15 protein-coding genes are annotated in these 14,920 nt (G+C 71.6%); 12 read left to right on the top strand and 3 right to left on the bottom strand.

Features of this window, described 5'->3' with window-relative positions; translation table 11 throughout:
* Position 1: 1 nt before the first annotated feature.
* Genes ACIRPT_RS31715 through ACIRPT_RS31705 form a run of 3 tightly spaced genes read right to left on the bottom strand, consistent with a single transcriptional unit; the run spans position 2 to position 2,689 of the window.
* Entirely contained in the window at positions 2-772 is a 771-nt protein-coding gene (locus ACIRPT_RS31715) for an SDR family NAD(P)-dependent oxidoreductase (RefSeq protein ID WP_403833366.1), read from the bottom strand.
* Complete coding sequence (locus tag ACIRPT_RS31710; protein ID WP_403833364.1) at positions 772-1,737, bottom strand: sulfotransferase; 966 nt, start codon at positions 1,735-1,737, stop codon at positions 772-774. Before ACIRPT_RS31710 ends, ACIRPT_RS31715 begins: the two co-directional genes overlap by 1 nt.
* Positions 1,738-1,795: 58 nt before the next feature.
* Positions 1,796-2,689, bottom strand: a complete 894-nt coding sequence (locus ACIRPT_RS31705) for a family 3 encapsulin nanocompartment shell protein (RefSeq protein ID WP_403833361.1) — start codon at positions 2,687-2,689, stop codon at positions 1,796-1,798.
* A gap of 282 nt (positions 2,690-2,971) precedes the next feature.
* On the opposite strand from ACIRPT_RS31705, the gene lysW reads away from it, so the two are divergent.
* Genes lysW through ACIRPT_RS31645 form a run of 12 tightly spaced genes read left to right on the top strand, consistent with a single transcriptional unit; the run spans position 2,972 to position 14,905 of the window.
* On the top strand, positions 2,972-3,142 hold the full coding sequence (lysW, locus tag ACIRPT_RS31700) for a lysine biosynthesis protein LysW (protein ID WP_403833358.1): 171 nt from the start codon (positions 2,972-2,974) through the stop codon (positions 3,140-3,142).
* A complete protein-coding gene (locus ACIRPT_RS31695) occupies positions 3,142-4,008 on the top strand; it encodes a RimK family alpha-L-glutamate ligase (RefSeq protein ID WP_403833356.1) in 867 nt (288 codons plus the stop codon). Before lysW ends, ACIRPT_RS31695 begins: the two co-directional genes overlap by 1 nt.
* Positions 4,005-5,030, top strand: a complete 1,026-nt coding sequence (gene argC / locus ACIRPT_RS31690) for an N-acetyl-gamma-glutamyl-phosphate reductase (RefSeq protein ID WP_403833354.1) — start codon at positions 4,005-4,007, stop codon at positions 5,028-5,030. The genes ACIRPT_RS31695 and argC overlap by 4 nt, the downstream gene beginning before the upstream one ends.
* A 30-nt stretch (positions 5,031-5,060) precedes the next feature.
* On the top strand, positions 5,061-5,927 hold the full coding sequence (locus ACIRPT_RS31685) for a transketolase (protein WP_403833351.1): 867 nt from the start codon (positions 5,061-5,063) through the stop codon (positions 5,925-5,927).
* Positions 5,924-6,883, top strand: a complete 960-nt coding sequence (locus tag ACIRPT_RS31680; protein WP_403833348.1) for a transketolase family protein — start codon at positions 5,924-5,926, stop codon at positions 6,881-6,883. The genes ACIRPT_RS31685 and ACIRPT_RS31680 overlap by 4 nt, the downstream gene beginning before the upstream one ends.
* Positions 6,880-8,598 (top strand): AMP-binding protein, encoded by a 1,719-nt coding sequence (locus tag ACIRPT_RS31675; protein WP_403833345.1) that lies wholly within the window; start codon positions 6,880-6,882, stop codon positions 8,596-8,598. The genes ACIRPT_RS31680 and ACIRPT_RS31675 overlap by 4 nt, the downstream gene beginning before the upstream one ends.
* An 11-nt stretch (positions 8,599-8,609) precedes the next feature.
* On the top strand, positions 8,610-9,755 hold the full coding sequence (locus ACIRPT_RS31670) for an acyl-CoA dehydrogenase family protein (protein ID WP_403833343.1): 1,146 nt from the start codon (positions 8,610-8,612) through the stop codon (positions 9,753-9,755).
* Complete coding sequence (locus tag ACIRPT_RS31665; protein WP_403833341.1) at positions 9,752-10,684, top strand: MBL fold metallo-hydrolase; 933 nt, start codon at positions 9,752-9,754, stop codon at positions 10,682-10,684. The genes ACIRPT_RS31670 and ACIRPT_RS31665 overlap by 4 nt, the downstream gene beginning before the upstream one ends.
* A complete protein-coding gene (locus ACIRPT_RS31660; protein ID WP_403833339.1) occupies positions 10,685-11,701 on the top strand; it encodes a ketoacyl-ACP synthase III family protein in 1,017 nt (338 codons plus the stop codon). It begins immediately after the preceding gene.
* 12 nt (positions 11,702-11,713) lie between these two features.
* A complete protein-coding gene (locus ACIRPT_RS31655; RefSeq protein WP_403833337.1) occupies positions 11,714-12,358 on the top strand; it encodes a hypothetical protein in 645 nt (214 codons plus the stop codon).
* The gene (locus tag ACIRPT_RS31650; protein ID WP_403833335.1) at positions 12,345-14,051 is read left to right on the top strand and encodes a GH3 auxin-responsive promoter family protein; all 1,707 of its coding nucleotides are present in this window, start codon (positions 12,345-12,347) and stop codon (positions 14,049-14,051) included. The genes ACIRPT_RS31655 and ACIRPT_RS31650 overlap by 14 nt, the downstream gene beginning before the upstream one ends.
* Positions 14,048-14,905, top strand: coding sequence for an SAM-dependent methyltransferase (locus ACIRPT_RS31645; RefSeq protein WP_403833333.1), 858 nt, complete (start codon positions 14,048-14,050; stop codon positions 14,903-14,905). Before ACIRPT_RS31650 ends, ACIRPT_RS31645 begins: the two co-directional genes overlap by 4 nt.
* Positions 14,906-14,920 lie beyond the last annotated feature (15 nt).

Here is a 14,920-nt window from a genome sequence, read left to right as displayed (position 1 = left end):
GTCAGCCGATACCGCGGGTGTTGCCCCCGTCCGCCACCAACACCGTGCCGGTGACGAACGCTGCCTGTTCGCTGGCGAGGAATGCGGCCAGACTGCCGAGGTCCTCGGCCTGCCCTATCCGGCCCAGCGGCAGTTCCCTGGCGACCTCGGCGATGCGGTCCTCGACCTCCGCTCCGTACTGCTCGTCGAGGATCGGTGTCCGGTGGAAGCCCGGGGCGAGGACGTTGACGGTCACTCCGCCGGCACCGAGTGCGTGCACCAGTCCCTTGACGAAGCCCAGGACGCCGAGTCGGGCCACGGAGGAGAGGCCGCTGCCGGGGTGCGGCTGGCGCACCGCCTCGGAGGTGATCATGACGATCCGGCCCCAGCCCGCTTCGATGAGGTACGGCTTCGCGGCCAGCGACAGCGACACATGGGGCAGCAGGTTGTCGTTGACGGCCTGGCGGTACTCCGCGACCTCGAAGCTCTCCACCGGGCCGAACGGCACGCCGCCGGAGTTGGTCACCACGATGTGCAGGCAGCCGAACTCCTCGGCGGTGTGCCGGACCCATGCGGCGGCCGCGTCCTCGTCCCGCAGGTCGACGACGGTGCTGAGGACCCGGCCGGGGCCGCAGCCGTCCACTTCCGCATGGGCGCGCGCCAGCTTGTCCGGATCCCTGCCGCACAACGAGACATGGGCGCCCTCCGCAGCGAGGGTGCGTGCGACGGCGAGGCCGAGGCCGCTGCTCGACGCCGCGACGAGGGCACTGCGTCCTTCGAGTCCGAGGTCCACTATCGGGCACACCTTTCCGGCGAGGGCCATACGCGTCCGGGCAGCACGGGGTAGCCGTAGCGGACGAGCAGCGGGGCGGTCAGCGCCGTGACCGTCGCGGTGTCGGCGCGGGAGAGGTCGCGGTGCCAGCGGGCGTCGGGACGGATCAGGGTCTCGCCCTGGCGCAGCCGGTCGGGGTTGCCGGTGACGGTGTGGTTCCCGTTCAGCCACACCGTGCCGGACGCGTCCACGGGGGACTCGTCGTCGAGACCGGCGAACCGCAGCACCTCGGTGACGACCTCCTTCGGGCGGACCACCAGGTCCTCGTGCCGCACCCGCAGATACCGTCCGGGGGCGCTCTCGCCGATCAGCTCCGAGGCGAGGTTGAAGGCTGTCCAGTAATTGCTGCTGCGGGCCGGGCTCATCGGGTCGATGTACTGCTTGCTGCGCCGGTAGGACAGCGCGGTCGCCCGGGGGTCGCGCACGACGTGGAGCACGCGGACGTCGAGGTCGGTGCGGCCCAGCAGTGCCGCCGCCTCCGCCGGGTACTTCGAGCCGTCCACGATCAGCCGCTCGCCGCCCTCTCGGGCGACCTGCCGGTAGATGTCCGCCGTGCGGTCGAGGAGTTCGGGGATGCCGGGCGCGGCCGGCGCCTCGCCGCGCGCCTCGGCGAGGCGGCTGCGGGTGTGGCGGGTTCTGAGCAGTGCGTGCTGACGCATGGTCATGTGGTGTGCGGTGGCGGTGGCGTCGGGCGTCGCCGACCCGGCGGCCTTGAGCACCGCTGACCACAGCGGGCAGTCGCTCAGGCCGAGTCCGCAACCGCACGCGGAGTTGGTGCCGGATTCCAGCACTCCGTTCTGCCACAGGTAATGCAGCTCTCCGACGTGCAAGACCCCGGGAAGTTCGTTGAGGACATTGCCCAGCAGAGTACTGCCGCTGCGCATCCAGCCCGTGATGTAGAGGATGCGTGGGGGCTTTTCGGCCATCAGGGGGAGGTTCCTTCCGTCGTCATCGCAGGGCGGCCGCCTTGGGGATTGCGGGCGCTCAGTCCCGCGACAGCAGCAGGAAGTGCTGCGGCAGGTGCACGGCGAGACCGACGCGGGTGGTGGCCTCGATGAGGTCACAGCCGTCCGGGCCGGCACCGCGGCGCAGCGCCAGCGACGCCACGTCCGGCACGAGGAGCGTGGCCGCGGCCCGGAAGTCGCCGAGCAGCACCTGGTCACGCCCGATCATGCGGGTGCGGGAGACGGTGATACCGGCCTTGGCGAGCAGTTCGAGGACGCCCCCCTTGACCAACTCCCAGTAGGTGAAGGGGTGAACGACGATGCCGTCGCACGAGCCGCCGGTCTCCTCGACCTCGGCGGCCGCGGTGGTGAGGGCCTCGGCGAGGTCCTTGCCGAGCGTCCCCTCGCGGCTGTCGGGGAGGGTCAGCAGTCCGGGGATCTTCTTGTCCGCGGTGCCGTGCAGCAGGGCGTCGTTCTCCCTGGCGGACAGCCGGACCAGCACCCGGTAGTCGACGAAGGCCGCCAGCAGGCTGGGCTCGTCCAGCAGACCGGCGGGCAGCGGGACGGAGACCGACAGATCGGTGAGTTCGGCCTCGCACAGCCGCGGGGCGAAGGCCGCCTCGGGCGTGGTGGCGTACGAGGTGCCGGAGGTGCTCAGGGTGCCGGCGGGGGGCTCGTGCACGAACGGGACGGCACTGTCGGGCACGGACGCGGTCTTCAGCAGATGGCGTACGGCGTAGCGCGGACGCGTCGCGAAGAGCGGGAAGACGGCCGGCAGATGGGCCCGGAAGGGAAGGACGAGGTCCTCGGCGGCGTCCGCGCCGCGCAGGGACCAGGCGAATTCCTCGCCCGGCGTACGCGTGTGCAGTGCCGGGTCGGCGAGTGTGACGCGTACGCCCTCGTGGATGGCGGCGCCGGCGGCAGCTCCCTGCATGACAACTCCTCGTGGTGCGCTTGGAATGCGGTTTAAAGGGTGTGGCAATGGACAGTAGACGTATTCACCGGCCGGCCAGGGCCCTCGCCCGCTTCAGGTCTTTATGGGCCACATAACGCCGACTTATTTCTCCCTTCAAATAAGTTGCGGTGATGGGAACGAAAACAATCCGTGCCTGGTTCGTCCGGCCGCTCCGGCGTTACTGTTTCCTCGCTGCGCCGCGGTGAATTCAGAATCAATCCGCGGCCGAACACTTCCATTTACTGTTCCTTTGGAGGGCGCATGTCCGTCGCGGCGTGTCCTGAGTGCGACGCTCAGGTACAGATCGAGTCGAATACCCGGGTGAACGAAATCGTCGAGTGCGGCGACTGCCGGAGTGAGCTGGAGGTGACCTCGCTGGCTCCGGCGACGCTGAGCCAGGCGCCGGAGGTCGAGGAGGACTGGGGAGAGTAGTGGTGAATTCCCCGGAACCGTCCATAGCCGTGCTGGCATCCCGAGTCCGCACGGAAGAGAAACGCATCATGGATGCACTCGAAAGGCGCGGGGTCCCCTTCGGTTACGTGGACGCACGGGAACTCTCCGTCGTTCTCGGCGGGGGGCCGACGGCCCACCGGGTGTTCCTCAACCGGGAGATCGGGCAGTTCCGCGCCGGCTATGCGGCCACCGCGCTGGAGGCCAGGGGCGCGAAGGTCGTGAACACGGCGGCCGCCACCGCCCTGTGCGGCGACAAGTGGCTGACCTCCGTGGCCCTGCAGCGGCGCGGGCTGCCCACTCCGCGGACCGCACTGGCCATGACCCCGGACGCGGCGTTGTCCGCCCTGGAGGAGATCGGCTACCCGGCGGTGATCAAGCCGCTGGTGGGCTCGTGGGGCCGGCTGGTGACGCCGGTGGACAATCCGCGGGTCGCGGCCGCGGTCCTCGAGCACATCGCGGCCCTGCCGTCCCCGCAGTCCCACATCATCTATGTGCAGGAAATGATCCCCAAACTCGACCGCGACATTCGCGTCATCGTCGTGGGAGATGAGGTACTCGGCGCCACTTATCGCCGGAGTTCCGAATGGCGCACCAATGTTGCCCGGGGCGGCGTGAGTGAATTCTGCGCGCTCAGCGAGGAGGACGCCAAACTCGCGGTGACCGCCGCCGACGCGGTCGGTGCGGATATCGCAGGCGTCGATCTCGTCGTGGACAGCGAGGGTATGACATCGGTTCTGGAGGTGAATCACCGGGTGGAATTCGCGGGATTCCAGGAGGCGCAGGGGGACCGCGTGGACGTGGCCGACCGCATCGTGCGGCATCTGCTGGCCAAGGCGGCGGCATGATGCGCGTCGCCGTGGTGGGCGGTGCCGGATACATCGGCGGCGAATTGCTGCGGCTGCTGCTCGGCCACCCCGGGGTGGAGCTGGCGGCCGCCACCTCCCGCAGCTTCGCGGGACGGGCGGTCGCGGGCGTCCATCCGAACCTGCGCGGACGCACCGAACTGCGTTTTTGCGAGCCGGCTTCGCTCGGTGAGTACGACGTGCTGTTCCTGGCGGCGCCGCACCGGGAGACCATGCGGCGCATGCCGGAATTCCTCGGGCTCGCGAAGACGGTCATCGACCTCTCGGGAGATTTCCGGCTCCGTTCCCCGGAGGTGTACGCCGACTATTACGGCGTTCCGCACGAGGCCCCCGAACTGCTCGACTCGTTCACCCCGGGCCTGCCCGAATTCCACCGGACCGAGCTGGGGACCGCCGACCGTATATCGGTGCCCGGCTGCATGGCCGCGGCGGGGATCCTCACCTTGGCCCCGGTGGCCCTGGCGGGACTCATCGAAGGGGCGGTCACCGTCGATGCGCGGACCGGGTCCAGCGGATCGGGCGCCACGGCGGGAGCGGGCAACCTGCACGCCGAGCGCAGCGGTGCGCTGCGCGTCTTCGCGCCGACCCGCCACCGGCACGAAGCGGAGATGGCGCAGGCGACCGGGCTGACGGTGCGCATGAGCGCCAGCGGTGTGGAGGCCGTCCGCGGCGTCCAGGTGCTGTGCCGGGTGCGGCTCGCTCCCGGGGCCGACGAGCGCGCCGTACGGGCCGCCTATCGCGCGAGCTACCGGCACGAGCCGTTCGTGCGGGTGGTGGCCGAACGCCGCGGGATCCACCGGTTCCCGGATCCGAAGATCCTCTCCGGGTCCAACTTCTGCGACGTCGGGTTCTCCACCGAGCCTGATTCGCCGCACGCGCTGCTGATCGGGGCGCTGGACAACCTCGTCAAGGGCGGCGCGGGCAACGCCGTGCAGTGCATGAACATCCGGCTCGGCCTGCCCGAGCACACCGGTCTGGAATTCACCGGTCTGCATCCGAACTGATGCCGACCGACAGCGGGATGGAGTAGAGGGATGAGTGGTGCGACGGCACCGCCGGACATAGGGACCCCGGCCGACACCCGGCGGCTGAAGGCCGCGGCCGGCCGCATCCGGGAACATATCGTCGACATGTGCGCCGGCCGGGAGGGCGGCCACATCGGGGGCTCGATGTCCCTGGTGGAAATTCTGGTGGCGCTCTATTTCGACGCGCTGCGGATCGATCCGGCCCGGCCGGACGACCCGGACCGGGACGTCCTCGTGCTCAGCAAGGGGCACGGTGGCATCGGTCTGTACGCCACGCTCGCCGAGCGGGGGTTCTTCCCCGTCGAGCGCCTCGCCGAATACGGCACGGCCGGCAGCGAGTTCATGGCCCACCCGCACCCGGAGATCCCCGGTGTGGAGATGCCCACCGGCTCCCTGGGCCACGGGCTGGCCCTGGGCGTCGGTTTCGCGCTGGCGGCCCGCCTCGACCGCAGCGAGAGGCGCTCCTTCGTCGTCATGGGCGACGGAGAGCTCCAGGAAGGCTCGGTCTGGGAGGCCGCCATGGCCGCCTCCAGCCACGGCCTGGACGGCCTGACGGCCTTCGTCGACCGCAACGAGCTCCAGATCACCGGCGGTACGGAACAGGTCGTCCGGCTGGAACCGCTCGCGGACCGGTGGCGGGCCTTCGGCTGGAACACCTACGAGGTGGACGGCCACGACCTGGACGCGCTGCGCGGCGTACTGCACGCGGCGCCCGAGCCCGGCAAACCCACGATGGTGATCGCCAGGACCGTCAAGGGCAAGGGGCTGCCCTTCGTCGAGGGCCAGGCCCGCAGCCATTACGCAAAGCTCAGCGACCGCCAGCGGCAGCGCGCGCTGAACGCGCTGCACGCCACGACCGGGAAGGACGAAGCGTGAGCGGGAACACCAGCGCCGGGCCGGCGCCCGCACTCTCCTCACGGGAGACCTACCGCAACGCCCTGATGGAGCTGCTGCCGTCGGACCCGCGCCTGGTCTGCCTGGACACCGACACCGGGCTGTTCAACGGCGTGGACCTCACCGCGGCAGGCGACCGCTACCTGAACCTGGGCATCGCCGAGCACACGCTCATGGGTGCCGCCGCCGGGCTCGCCCGCAGCGGCCGGATCCCGGTCGTGAACACGATGGCGACCTTCGCGGCGAGCCGGGCGGTGGAGGCGGTGAAGCTCGACATCGCCCTCAACAACCTGCCGGTCAAGATCGCGGCCACGCATTCCGGGCTGTCCGCGGGCCACCTGGGACCCACCCATCACTCGCTCGAAGACCTCGCGGTCATGCGGGCGCTGCCGAACATGACCGTGGTCGTCCCGACGGACGCGGACACCACCGACCGGCTCTTCCGGCAGTCGCTCGAACTGCCCGGGCCCGTCTACCTCCGCCTCGGCCGCAACGCCACCCCGGACCTCCCGGCCGGCGCGCCCCCGGTGGAACTGGGCCGTATCCAGGTCCTGCGGGAGGGCGGCGACATCACCCTCGCCGCCTGTGGGCCCTACCCCGTCCACGTCGCTCTGGAGGCGGCCGACCAGCTCGCCGCCGACGGGGTCGCGGCAACGGTGCTCAACGCCCACACGGTCAAGCCCCTGGACGTCGCGGCGCTGCGGGAGGCCGCGGTGGCCACCGGTGCGGTGATCACCGTCGAGGAGCACTGGCTCAGCGGCGGCTTCGGCGGCGCGGTCGCCGAAGCGCTCGGCGAGCTGCCCGGTACCCGGGTCAGCGCGATCGGTGTGCCCGGAGCGTTCGCCTCGGTCGCCGGAAGCCAGCAGTACCAGCTGGAACGCGCCGGGATCACGTCCTGGGCGGTCGCCGCGCGGGCCAAGGAAGTGCTCGGTTCATGAAGGAGCTCAGCCGGCCCGCGGACAACAGGGGAGGACGAACGGTGACCCACGAACACGACACGGCCGACACGGACCGCATCTCCGCACAGCTCGCCGACCGGTACCGGGAGGCCGGCTGGTGGCGCGCCGAGACCATCCTCGACGATCTGCGGCGGGCGGTCGACGCACACCCCGACAAGACGGCCCTGGTGTGCCGGCACACCGACGGCAGGCCCGCCGAATACCTGACGTACCGGCAGCTGGCCCGGTACGTGGAGCGGCTCGCCGCCGCGCTGGTCGGCCTCGGCGTCGAGCGCGGCGATGTGGTGACCCTCCAGCTCCCCAACTCCTGGGAGTTCATCGCACTGTGCCTGGCCTGCGCGCGGGTCGGGGCCGTCGCCGGTCCCGTCGTGCCGATCATGCGGCGCCGCGAGGTGGAGTTCATGACGCGGCTGACCGGCAGCCCGCTGTACGTGGGTGCGGCCGAACACCGCGGTTTCTCGTACGCGGAGATGAGCGCGGAGGTCGCCGCGGCGGTGCCGACGCTGCGGCACAGGGTGCTGCTCGGCGGCGCGGAGAGCGGGGCCGACGGAGCCCTCGACTTCGCGCGTGATCTGCTCGGCAAGGCGTGGGAGGACGAGCATCCGGCGGCGGAGCTGGACGCCCGCGAAGCGGGTCCCGACGACCCGGCCCAGGTCATGTTCACCTCCGGCACCACCGGTGAGCCCAAGGGCGTCGTGCACAGCCACAACACGCTGTACGCGATGAACAAGGCACAGGCGGACGTGCTGCGGCTGACGTCCGACGAGGTCACCGCGATGGGCTCGCCCACCACTCACCAGGGCGGCTACACCTGGAACTTCGTGATGCCGCTGCTGCTCGGCGCGACCTCGGTCCACATCGACGCATGGGATCCCGAACTCATGCTGCGGATCCTGGAGGACGAGGGCGTCACCTTCTTCATGGGAGCGCCCACCTTCCTGGCCGACCTGATAGAGGCGCAGCGGGCCGGCCGGCGGGACCTGTCGGCCCTGGCCACCTTCGCCACCGGCAGCGCCCCGGTCGCGCCGGTGGTGGTGGAACGCGCCCGGGAGGTGCTGGGCTGCCGGGTGTACGCCCTGTGGGGCATGACGGAGAACGGCTGTGTCACCGTCACCCGCCCCGAAGAGCCCGTGCTGCGCGCGGCCGAGAGCGACGGGACGGCGGTTCCCGGCATGGAGGTGCGGATCGTCCACCAGGAGACCGGAGCGCCGGTCCCGCCGGGCGGGACGGGGCTGTTGCAGGTGCGGGGCGCGAGCCAGTGCCTGAGCTACTTCCGGCGGCCGGAGGTCTATGCGGCGTCGCTGACCGAGGACGGCTGGTTCGACACCGGTGACCTCGCCCGGGACGACGGCCACGGCGGTATCCGCATCGCCGGCCGGACCAAGGACGTCATCTCGCGCGGTGCGGAGAACATCCCGGTCACCGAGGTGGAGGCGGCGTTGCTGCGGCACCCCGCCATCCGCGACGTGGCGGTGGTCGGCTACCCGGACGAGCGGCTCGGTGAGCGGGCCTGCGCCGTGCTGATCGCCAACGGCACCCCGCCGACCCTCGACGACCTGCGCGGCCACCTCGACGGCCTGGCCATGGCCAAGCAGTACTGGCCCGAGCGCATCGAGGTCGTCGAGACGCTGCCCAAGACCCCCTCAGGAAAGATCCAGAAGTTCCGGCTGCGCACCGAGCTGCGGTCGGACTGAGAGGAAGACAGATGGACTTCGAGTTCACCGACGACCAGAAGGCGCTGCGCGAACGGGTGCGCCGCTTCGCGGTGGAGCGGATCGCGCCGGACTACCAGGAGAACGACCGCCGGGGCAGCTATCCGCCCGGGCTTTTGAAGGACATGGCGGCGCAGGGCCTCTTCTCCCTCCGCGTCCCGGTCGCCTACGGCGGTCAGGGCCTGGACGCGGTGAGTACCGGCATCGTCCTGGAGGAGCTGGCCAAGGCCGATCAGTCCGTGTGCTACCCCGTGCTCAACGCCGCGCTGATCGCCGGCGTGCTGACCGCGAACGGCACCGAGGAACAGCTCGCGCGGTGGCTGCCGCCGATCGCCCGCGGTGAGTCCGTCGTGGCCCTGTGCCTGACCGAACCCGGCCACGGCACCGACGCCGCCGGCATCGAGCTGCCGGCCGCGCCCGAGGGCGACGGATGGCGGCTCACCGGTCACAAGACCTCGATCATGATCGGCAGTTACGCCACCCACGGCCTGGTCTTCGCGCGCACCGGCGAGTCCGGCGCACGCGGCGTCACTGCGTTCTTCACGCCGCTGGAGGAGGGCCGGGTCACCCGCACCCAGCTGTCGGACCTCGGGTGCCGGTCGGCCGGGCGCGCGGCCCTGGAGTTCGACGATCTCCTGGTCGGGCCCGAGGACGTGGTCGGCGGACCGGGGCTGGGCTTCGTCCAGGTCATGCGCGGCTTCGACTATTCGCGCGCGCTCATCGCCCTGATGGCGGTCGGTGCCGCGGGAACCGCCATGGACCACGCCTTTGCGCACGCCCGCGAGCGCGTGGCGTTCGGGCGGCCCATCGGCACCCGTCAGGGGGTGGCGTTCCCCCTCGTCGAGCAGGCCACCTATCTGCACGGCGCCCGGCTGCTGGCCTACGAGGCGCTGTGGCGCAACGACGTGGGCAAGGACCACCGGGTCGAGGCCAACATGGCCAAGTGGTGGGCGCCGAAGGCGGCGGTGGAGGCGGCGCACCAGGCGCTGCTCACGCTCGGCCACTTCGGCTGGTCGGAGGACCTGCCGATGGCCCACCGCCTCCGGGACGTGATCGGGCTCCAGCTGGCGGACGGCACCGAGAACGCCACCAAGCTCGTTGTCGCCCGGCAGCTGCTGGGCCGCGAGTACGCGCCGTGAGCGCACCACCGGCCGGCTGCACGGACCTCGGTGACGGGGTGTTCGTCGCGGATTCGACCATGGCCGGCTACCCGGGGATGAACGGTGTCTTCCTGGTCCCCGGCGACCGGCCGGCCCTGATCGAGTCGGGCACCGCGCTGTCCGCCGTCCGCACCCGGGCGGCCCTGGACGCCTTCGGGCTCGCCCCCGGCGACCTGGGCTGGATCATCGTGACGCATGTGCACCTCGATCACGCGGGCGGGGCGGGCGAGCTGAGCCGTGCCTTCCCCGCCGCGAGGGTCGTGGTGCACCCCTCGGGAGCGCGTCACCTGGCCGACCCGACGCGGCTGGAGGCGAGCGCCCGCCGGGTCCACGGTCCCCTGCTGGACCGGGTGTACGGATCGATGAGTCCGGTGGCGGCGGCCCGCATCCAGGCGGCCGAGGACGGTGCCCGCGTCGACTTGGGGGACCGGGAGCTGCAGATCCTGCACACGCCGGGACATGCCCCCCATCACCTCGTCGTGCAGGACACCGGCACCGGGGTCCTGTTCACCGGCGACGCGGCCGGAGTCCGGGTGGACGGCATGACCTCGGCCCGGCCCGCCTGTCCGCCGCCGCACTTCGACCGGGACGCGGCGGTGGCGAGCATGCGCCGCATGGCGGCGATGCAGCCGGCCCGGATCCTGCTGACCCACTTCGGGGATCCGGGCGATCCGGCGGCCTTCCTCGCCGACGCCGAGGAGCGGCTTCAGCGCTGGTGCGCGGTGGCGGAGCGGTCGGCCGCCCGGGGCCTCGAGGAGGACCTGGAGTCGGAGCTGCTGCGCCGGTTCGCCACCGACGAGGGCATGCCGTCCGACGACCCCGAGCGGTTCGCGGTCATGGGCGGCTTCGAGTCCAATGCCGCGGGCCTGCGGCACTGGATACGGACGCGGAACGAGGAGCGCGAGTAAGTGCGTTACGACGATCTCTGGATCAGGAGCACGGGCAGCTACCTGGGCGAACTGCGCCCCGTGGCACCCGACATAGCCGCCGGCCGGTACGCGGAGAAGGACGCGCGGGAGGCGGGTACGGTCTCGGTGTCCGTCGCGGATCTCGCGCCGCCGGAGATGGCGGTGCGGGCCGGCCGGGCCGCCTTGGAAGAGGTCGGCGGCGTCGACGGCGCGTCGGTTCTGCATCTGCACGGCAGCACCTACTTCCAGGGCCTCGACATGTGGCCCGCCTCCTGCTGGATCGCCGGGCAGCTGCTCGGCGAGACCCTCGGTGCCCTCTCCCTCCAGGCGTCCGCGCTGTCGAACAGCTCGCTGGCGTGCCTGGAGATCGCCGGCAGCATGCTGGCCGGGCGTCCCGATCTGTCCGGCGCGCTGCTGACCTGCGCGGACCGATTCGTACCGCCCGGGGTCGACCGGTGGAACATCGACTCCGGGATGGCGTTCGGGGACGGCGCCGCCGCGGCGCTCCTCGGGCGGGGCGGCGGCGCGCTGCGGGTGCTGTCGGTCTCCTCGTACACGGACACGACGCTGGAGGGACTGCAGCGGGGCAACGAGGCGTTCCACCCCGTCTCGCCGACCGCGCTGGAGACGCTTCCCATGCGGCGCAGGGCACGGGAGTTCTTCGCCCAGGGCGGTATGGCGCCGAAGGAGGCCCGGCAGCGCTCGGTGGACGCGGTGCGGCGCGTCGTGGCGACCGCGCTGGACGAGGCCGGGTGCTCGATCGACGACGCCCGCTGGGTCGTCCCGCCGTTCGTGGGCCGCCGGCTGTTCGAGTCGGGCTTCGTGGAACCGCTCGGGCTGGACCCCGACCGGACCCTCTTCCCCTTCGGCCTGACCACCGGGCACCTGGGCTCGGTCGACCAGTTGCTCAGCCTCGACCACCTGATACGGGGCGAGCGGCTGACGCCCGGTGACCGCATCGTCCTGATCGGCACCGGCATGGGCTTCACCTTCACCTGTGCCGTGCTCACCGCGTAGAGGAGGCTCGCAGTGCCGTCCGAACTCCCCGCGTTCTCCGTGCTGTTGGGTGCCGACTTCGCCGGCAAGTCCTCGGTGATGACCGAGCTCGCGGCGACCCGGCCCGACTGGCGCCTGCTGTCCACCGACGGGGAATTCACGAAAACCGCGTTCCCTTTGGTGGCACAGCTCCGACGGCATGTGGTCGACGATGTGCTGCCGGAGCTCGGGAGGTCCTATTCGCCGGAATTCCTTGCGGCCCTTCTCCAGACTGCGGTCATTCACCTCCGCGACCGGATAGCGCGGTGCGGACCCGGAACACCGGTGGTGGTGGATTCCTATTACTACAAGATTCTGGCGAAGTGCCGGCTCGCCGGGGTCGGGGAGAACCCGATGTTCGCGTGGTGGCGTTCCTTTCCCCGGCCGCGCCGCATCGTGTACCTGGAGGTGCCGCACCGCACCGCATGGCAGCGCAGCCGCCACGGCACCCTGCTCAACCCCCTCGAACACGCCGGCCCCCGGCCCACCGAGTTCACGTTCGAGAGCTACCAGCGCGACCTGCGCAAAATCATGCTCGAAGAGACAAGGGACATTCCCATGACGGTGATCGAGGAATGCGGTGACGTGGCGCGTACCGCGGCCGCGGTACGACGGGCGCTCGCCGATGAAGACCGCTGACGGCTGGGGCGCGCCCGGCCATGATCAGCGCTACCGGGAGCGGGTCCTCGCCGAACGCGCGCGGCTGCGCGGGGCCGCTCCGGAATTCATGGCGCATCAACGGCGGGTACTGGCCGACCTGCTGGCATTCAATGCCGGGACGGCATTCGGCCGGGCGCACGGCTTCGGCGGTATCCGCACGATCGACGAATTCCGCCGGGCCGTTCCCGTCCAGGACTACGCGGCCCACGAGCCGTGGATCGAACGCATGGCGGCGGGTGAGGAGAACGTACTGACCGCGGACCGGCCCGCGGTGTACTTCACCAGCAGCGGAAGCACCGGAGCGCACAAGAAGATCCCGGTCACCCCCCGCTTCATGAAGACCACGTTCTTTCCCTTCTATTACGCGGCCTGGGCTCCGTTGATCGAGAGCTTTCCGGACGTACTGGCGCGCCCCGACGCCGTACTGAACCTCAAGCACGATCCGCTCGCCGCCCCTCCCACCACCACCGACGGCCGTCCGCACGTCGGCGCCAGCCAGGTCGACTTCGGCGAGAAGTTCGGCGAGGCGCTGTCCGCCGAGCCGGGGACCGCCGCGCCCTGGGCGTCCCTGCCCGTCCCGGTGGCGGCGGACGCGCATCTGGACAAGATGTATCTGCGGCTGCGGCTGGCCGTGCAGAGCGACGTCCGGTGCCTCATCGGGATCAACCCGGCCATGATCGCCGCCGTGCCGTACCAGTTGGATCTCTGGTGGCCGCGCATCGTCAAGGAGATCCGTGAGGGCACCCTCGGCGGTGTGCCGCACGGTGTCCCGGCACCGGAGCGGGCGGCCGAGCTGGAACGGCTGGCGGACCACTTCGGGACGGTCCGACCCGCCCACGTCTGGCCCCGTATGCGGGCGCTGTTCTGCTGGACCACCGGCGCGGCGGCGCTGTATCTGCCGCGGCTGCGTGAGGAGTTCGGCGCCGGGGTGAGCGTCCTGCCGGCACCGGTGGCCGCGTCCGAGGGCCCCGTCGGCGTCGCCTGGGACCGCCACCCCTCGGCGGGCAGCCTGGTGCCCACCGCCTCGCTGTACGAGTTCGTGGACGCCGAGCACGACCTCGCGCCGGGGGCCGCCACCCTGCTCGCCGACGAACTCGAGCCGGGCCGGGACTACCACGTCATCTTCAGCCACGTGGGCGGGTTCTACCGCTATGCGGTCGGCGACGTGGTCCGGGTCGTCGACCGGGTGGACGGTGCGCCCCGGGTGGCGTACGCGGGCCGCGGCGGCCGGCTGGACGCGGCCGGCGAGCGGCTGCGCGAGGCGCAGGTGATCCGCGCCCTCCAGGCCGCGGCGGGCGACACGGGCCTGGAGCTGCGCAACGCCTCCTGCCGGGTGGCCACACCGCCCGGGCGGGCGCCGCACTACCGGTTCGCGGTGGCCCCGCAGACCCCGTGGACCGCGGAGGAGACCGGCCGCTTCGCACGACTGCTGGACGCCCGGCTCGGCGAGCAGTCGCCCGGGTACCGGACGGCACGCGGGTCCGGGCGCCTCGGCGACCTTGCCCTGCACCTGCTGGCGCGCGACGCCTTCCAGCGCGACTGGCACGAGGCGGTCGGCGCCGGAGTACGGCCCACCCAGGTCAAGGACCGCGTCTTCCGGCAGGATCCCGCCCTCTGGCAACGGCTGACCGGCGTACCCATCACCGACGAAGAGGAACCCGAGAACCCATGACCGAGACCCTGGACGCCGTGGAGCGCACCGCGCTGCTCACCGCCGCGCTGCGCGCCGCCGAGACGCTGCGCACGGACCGCCTCTACGAAGACCCCTACGCGGCCCGGCTCGTCGGGGACATCGGCCCCGAGCTGCTGGCGGAGGTCCGTGCCGCGACCTTTCCGCCGGACCGCCCCCGCACGCTGCCCAGCACACCCGACTACAACGCCATCCGGACGCGGTTCTTCGACGAGTACCTCCAGCGTGCCGCCCGGGAGCCGGGAATGCACCAGATCGTGCTCGCGCCCGCCGGCATGGACTCCCGTGCCTACCGGCTCCCCTGGCCGCAGGACGTCCGCTACTTCGAGGTCGACCGGCCGGCCGTGCTCGGCTTCAAGGCCGAGCGGCTGGGTGAGGCCCGGCCCCGGGTGGCGCACCGGACGGTCGCGGTGGACCTGACGGCGGACGACTGGGAGGACGACCTCGTCGCGGCCGGCTACGACCCCGCGCTGCCTTCGACCTGGCTCCTCGAAGGGCTGCTCTACTACATAGCCGAGCCGGACGCCCGGCGCATGCTGGACCGGGTGGCCGCCATCACCGCGCCCGGCAGCCGCTTCGCCGCCGACATCGTCAACGCCGCCGCGCTCACCCTGCCGCACATGCGGGGCCTGCTGGACGTCTTCGCGGGCTGGGGCTGCCCGTGGCTGTTCGGTACCGATGACCCCGAAGGGCTCTTCGGAAGCCATGGATTCGAGGTCGCGGCCGTCCAGCCCGGCGATCCGGGCGCCGACTTCGGCCGCTGGCCCGACCCCGTGCCCGCGCGCCATGTGCCGGACGTGCGCCGAGTGTTCTTCGTCCACGGGCACCGGCGCTGACGATGGGGAGCGCGG

Origin of the sequence: Streptomyces sp. NPDC101227, assembly GCF_044767545.1 — a bacterium.
Lineage (GTDB): Bacteria > Actinomycetota > Actinomycetes > Streptomycetales > Streptomycetaceae > Streptomyces.
The sequence above is the reverse complement of the archived record's forward strand: the minus strand, read 5'-3'. Positions and strand labels throughout refer to the sequence as shown.

What these genes read in the sequence shown, in the direction of transcription:
- ACIRPT_RS31710 (WP_403833364.1), bottom strand. Translation starts at nt 1,737, where the DNA reads ATGGCCGAAAAGCCCCCACGCATCCTCTACATCACGGGCTGGATGCGC.
- ACIRPT_RS31705 (WP_403833361.1), bottom strand. Translation starts at nt 2,689, where the DNA reads ATGCAGGGAGCTGCCGCCGGCGCCGCCATCCACGAGGGCGTACGCGTC.
- lysW (WP_403833358.1), top strand. Translation starts at nt 2,972, where the DNA reads ATGTCCGTCGCGGCGTGTCCTGAGTGCGACGCTCAGGTACAGATCGAG.
- argC (WP_403833354.1), top strand. Translation starts at nt 4,005, where the DNA reads ATGATGCGCGTCGCCGTGGTGGGCGGTGCCGGATACATCGGCGGCGAA.
- ACIRPT_RS31685 (WP_403833351.1), top strand. Translation starts at nt 5,061, where the DNA reads ATGAGTGGTGCGACGGCACCGCCGGACATAGGGACCCCGGCCGACACC.
- ACIRPT_RS31675 (WP_403833345.1), top strand. Translation starts at nt 6,880, where the DNA reads ATGAAGGAGCTCAGCCGGCCCGCGGACAACAGGGGAGGACGAACGGTG.
- ACIRPT_RS31670 (WP_403833343.1), top strand. Translation starts at nt 8,610, where the DNA reads ATGGACTTCGAGTTCACCGACGACCAGAAGGCGCTGCGCGAACGGGTG.
- ACIRPT_RS31650 (WP_403833335.1), top strand. Translation starts at nt 12,345, where the DNA reads ATGAAGACCGCTGACGGCTGGGGCGCGCCCGGCCATGATCAGCGCTAC.
- ACIRPT_RS31645 (WP_403833333.1), top strand. Translation starts at nt 14,048, where the DNA reads ATGACCGAGACCCTGGACGCCGTGGAGCGCACCGCGCTGCTCACCGCC.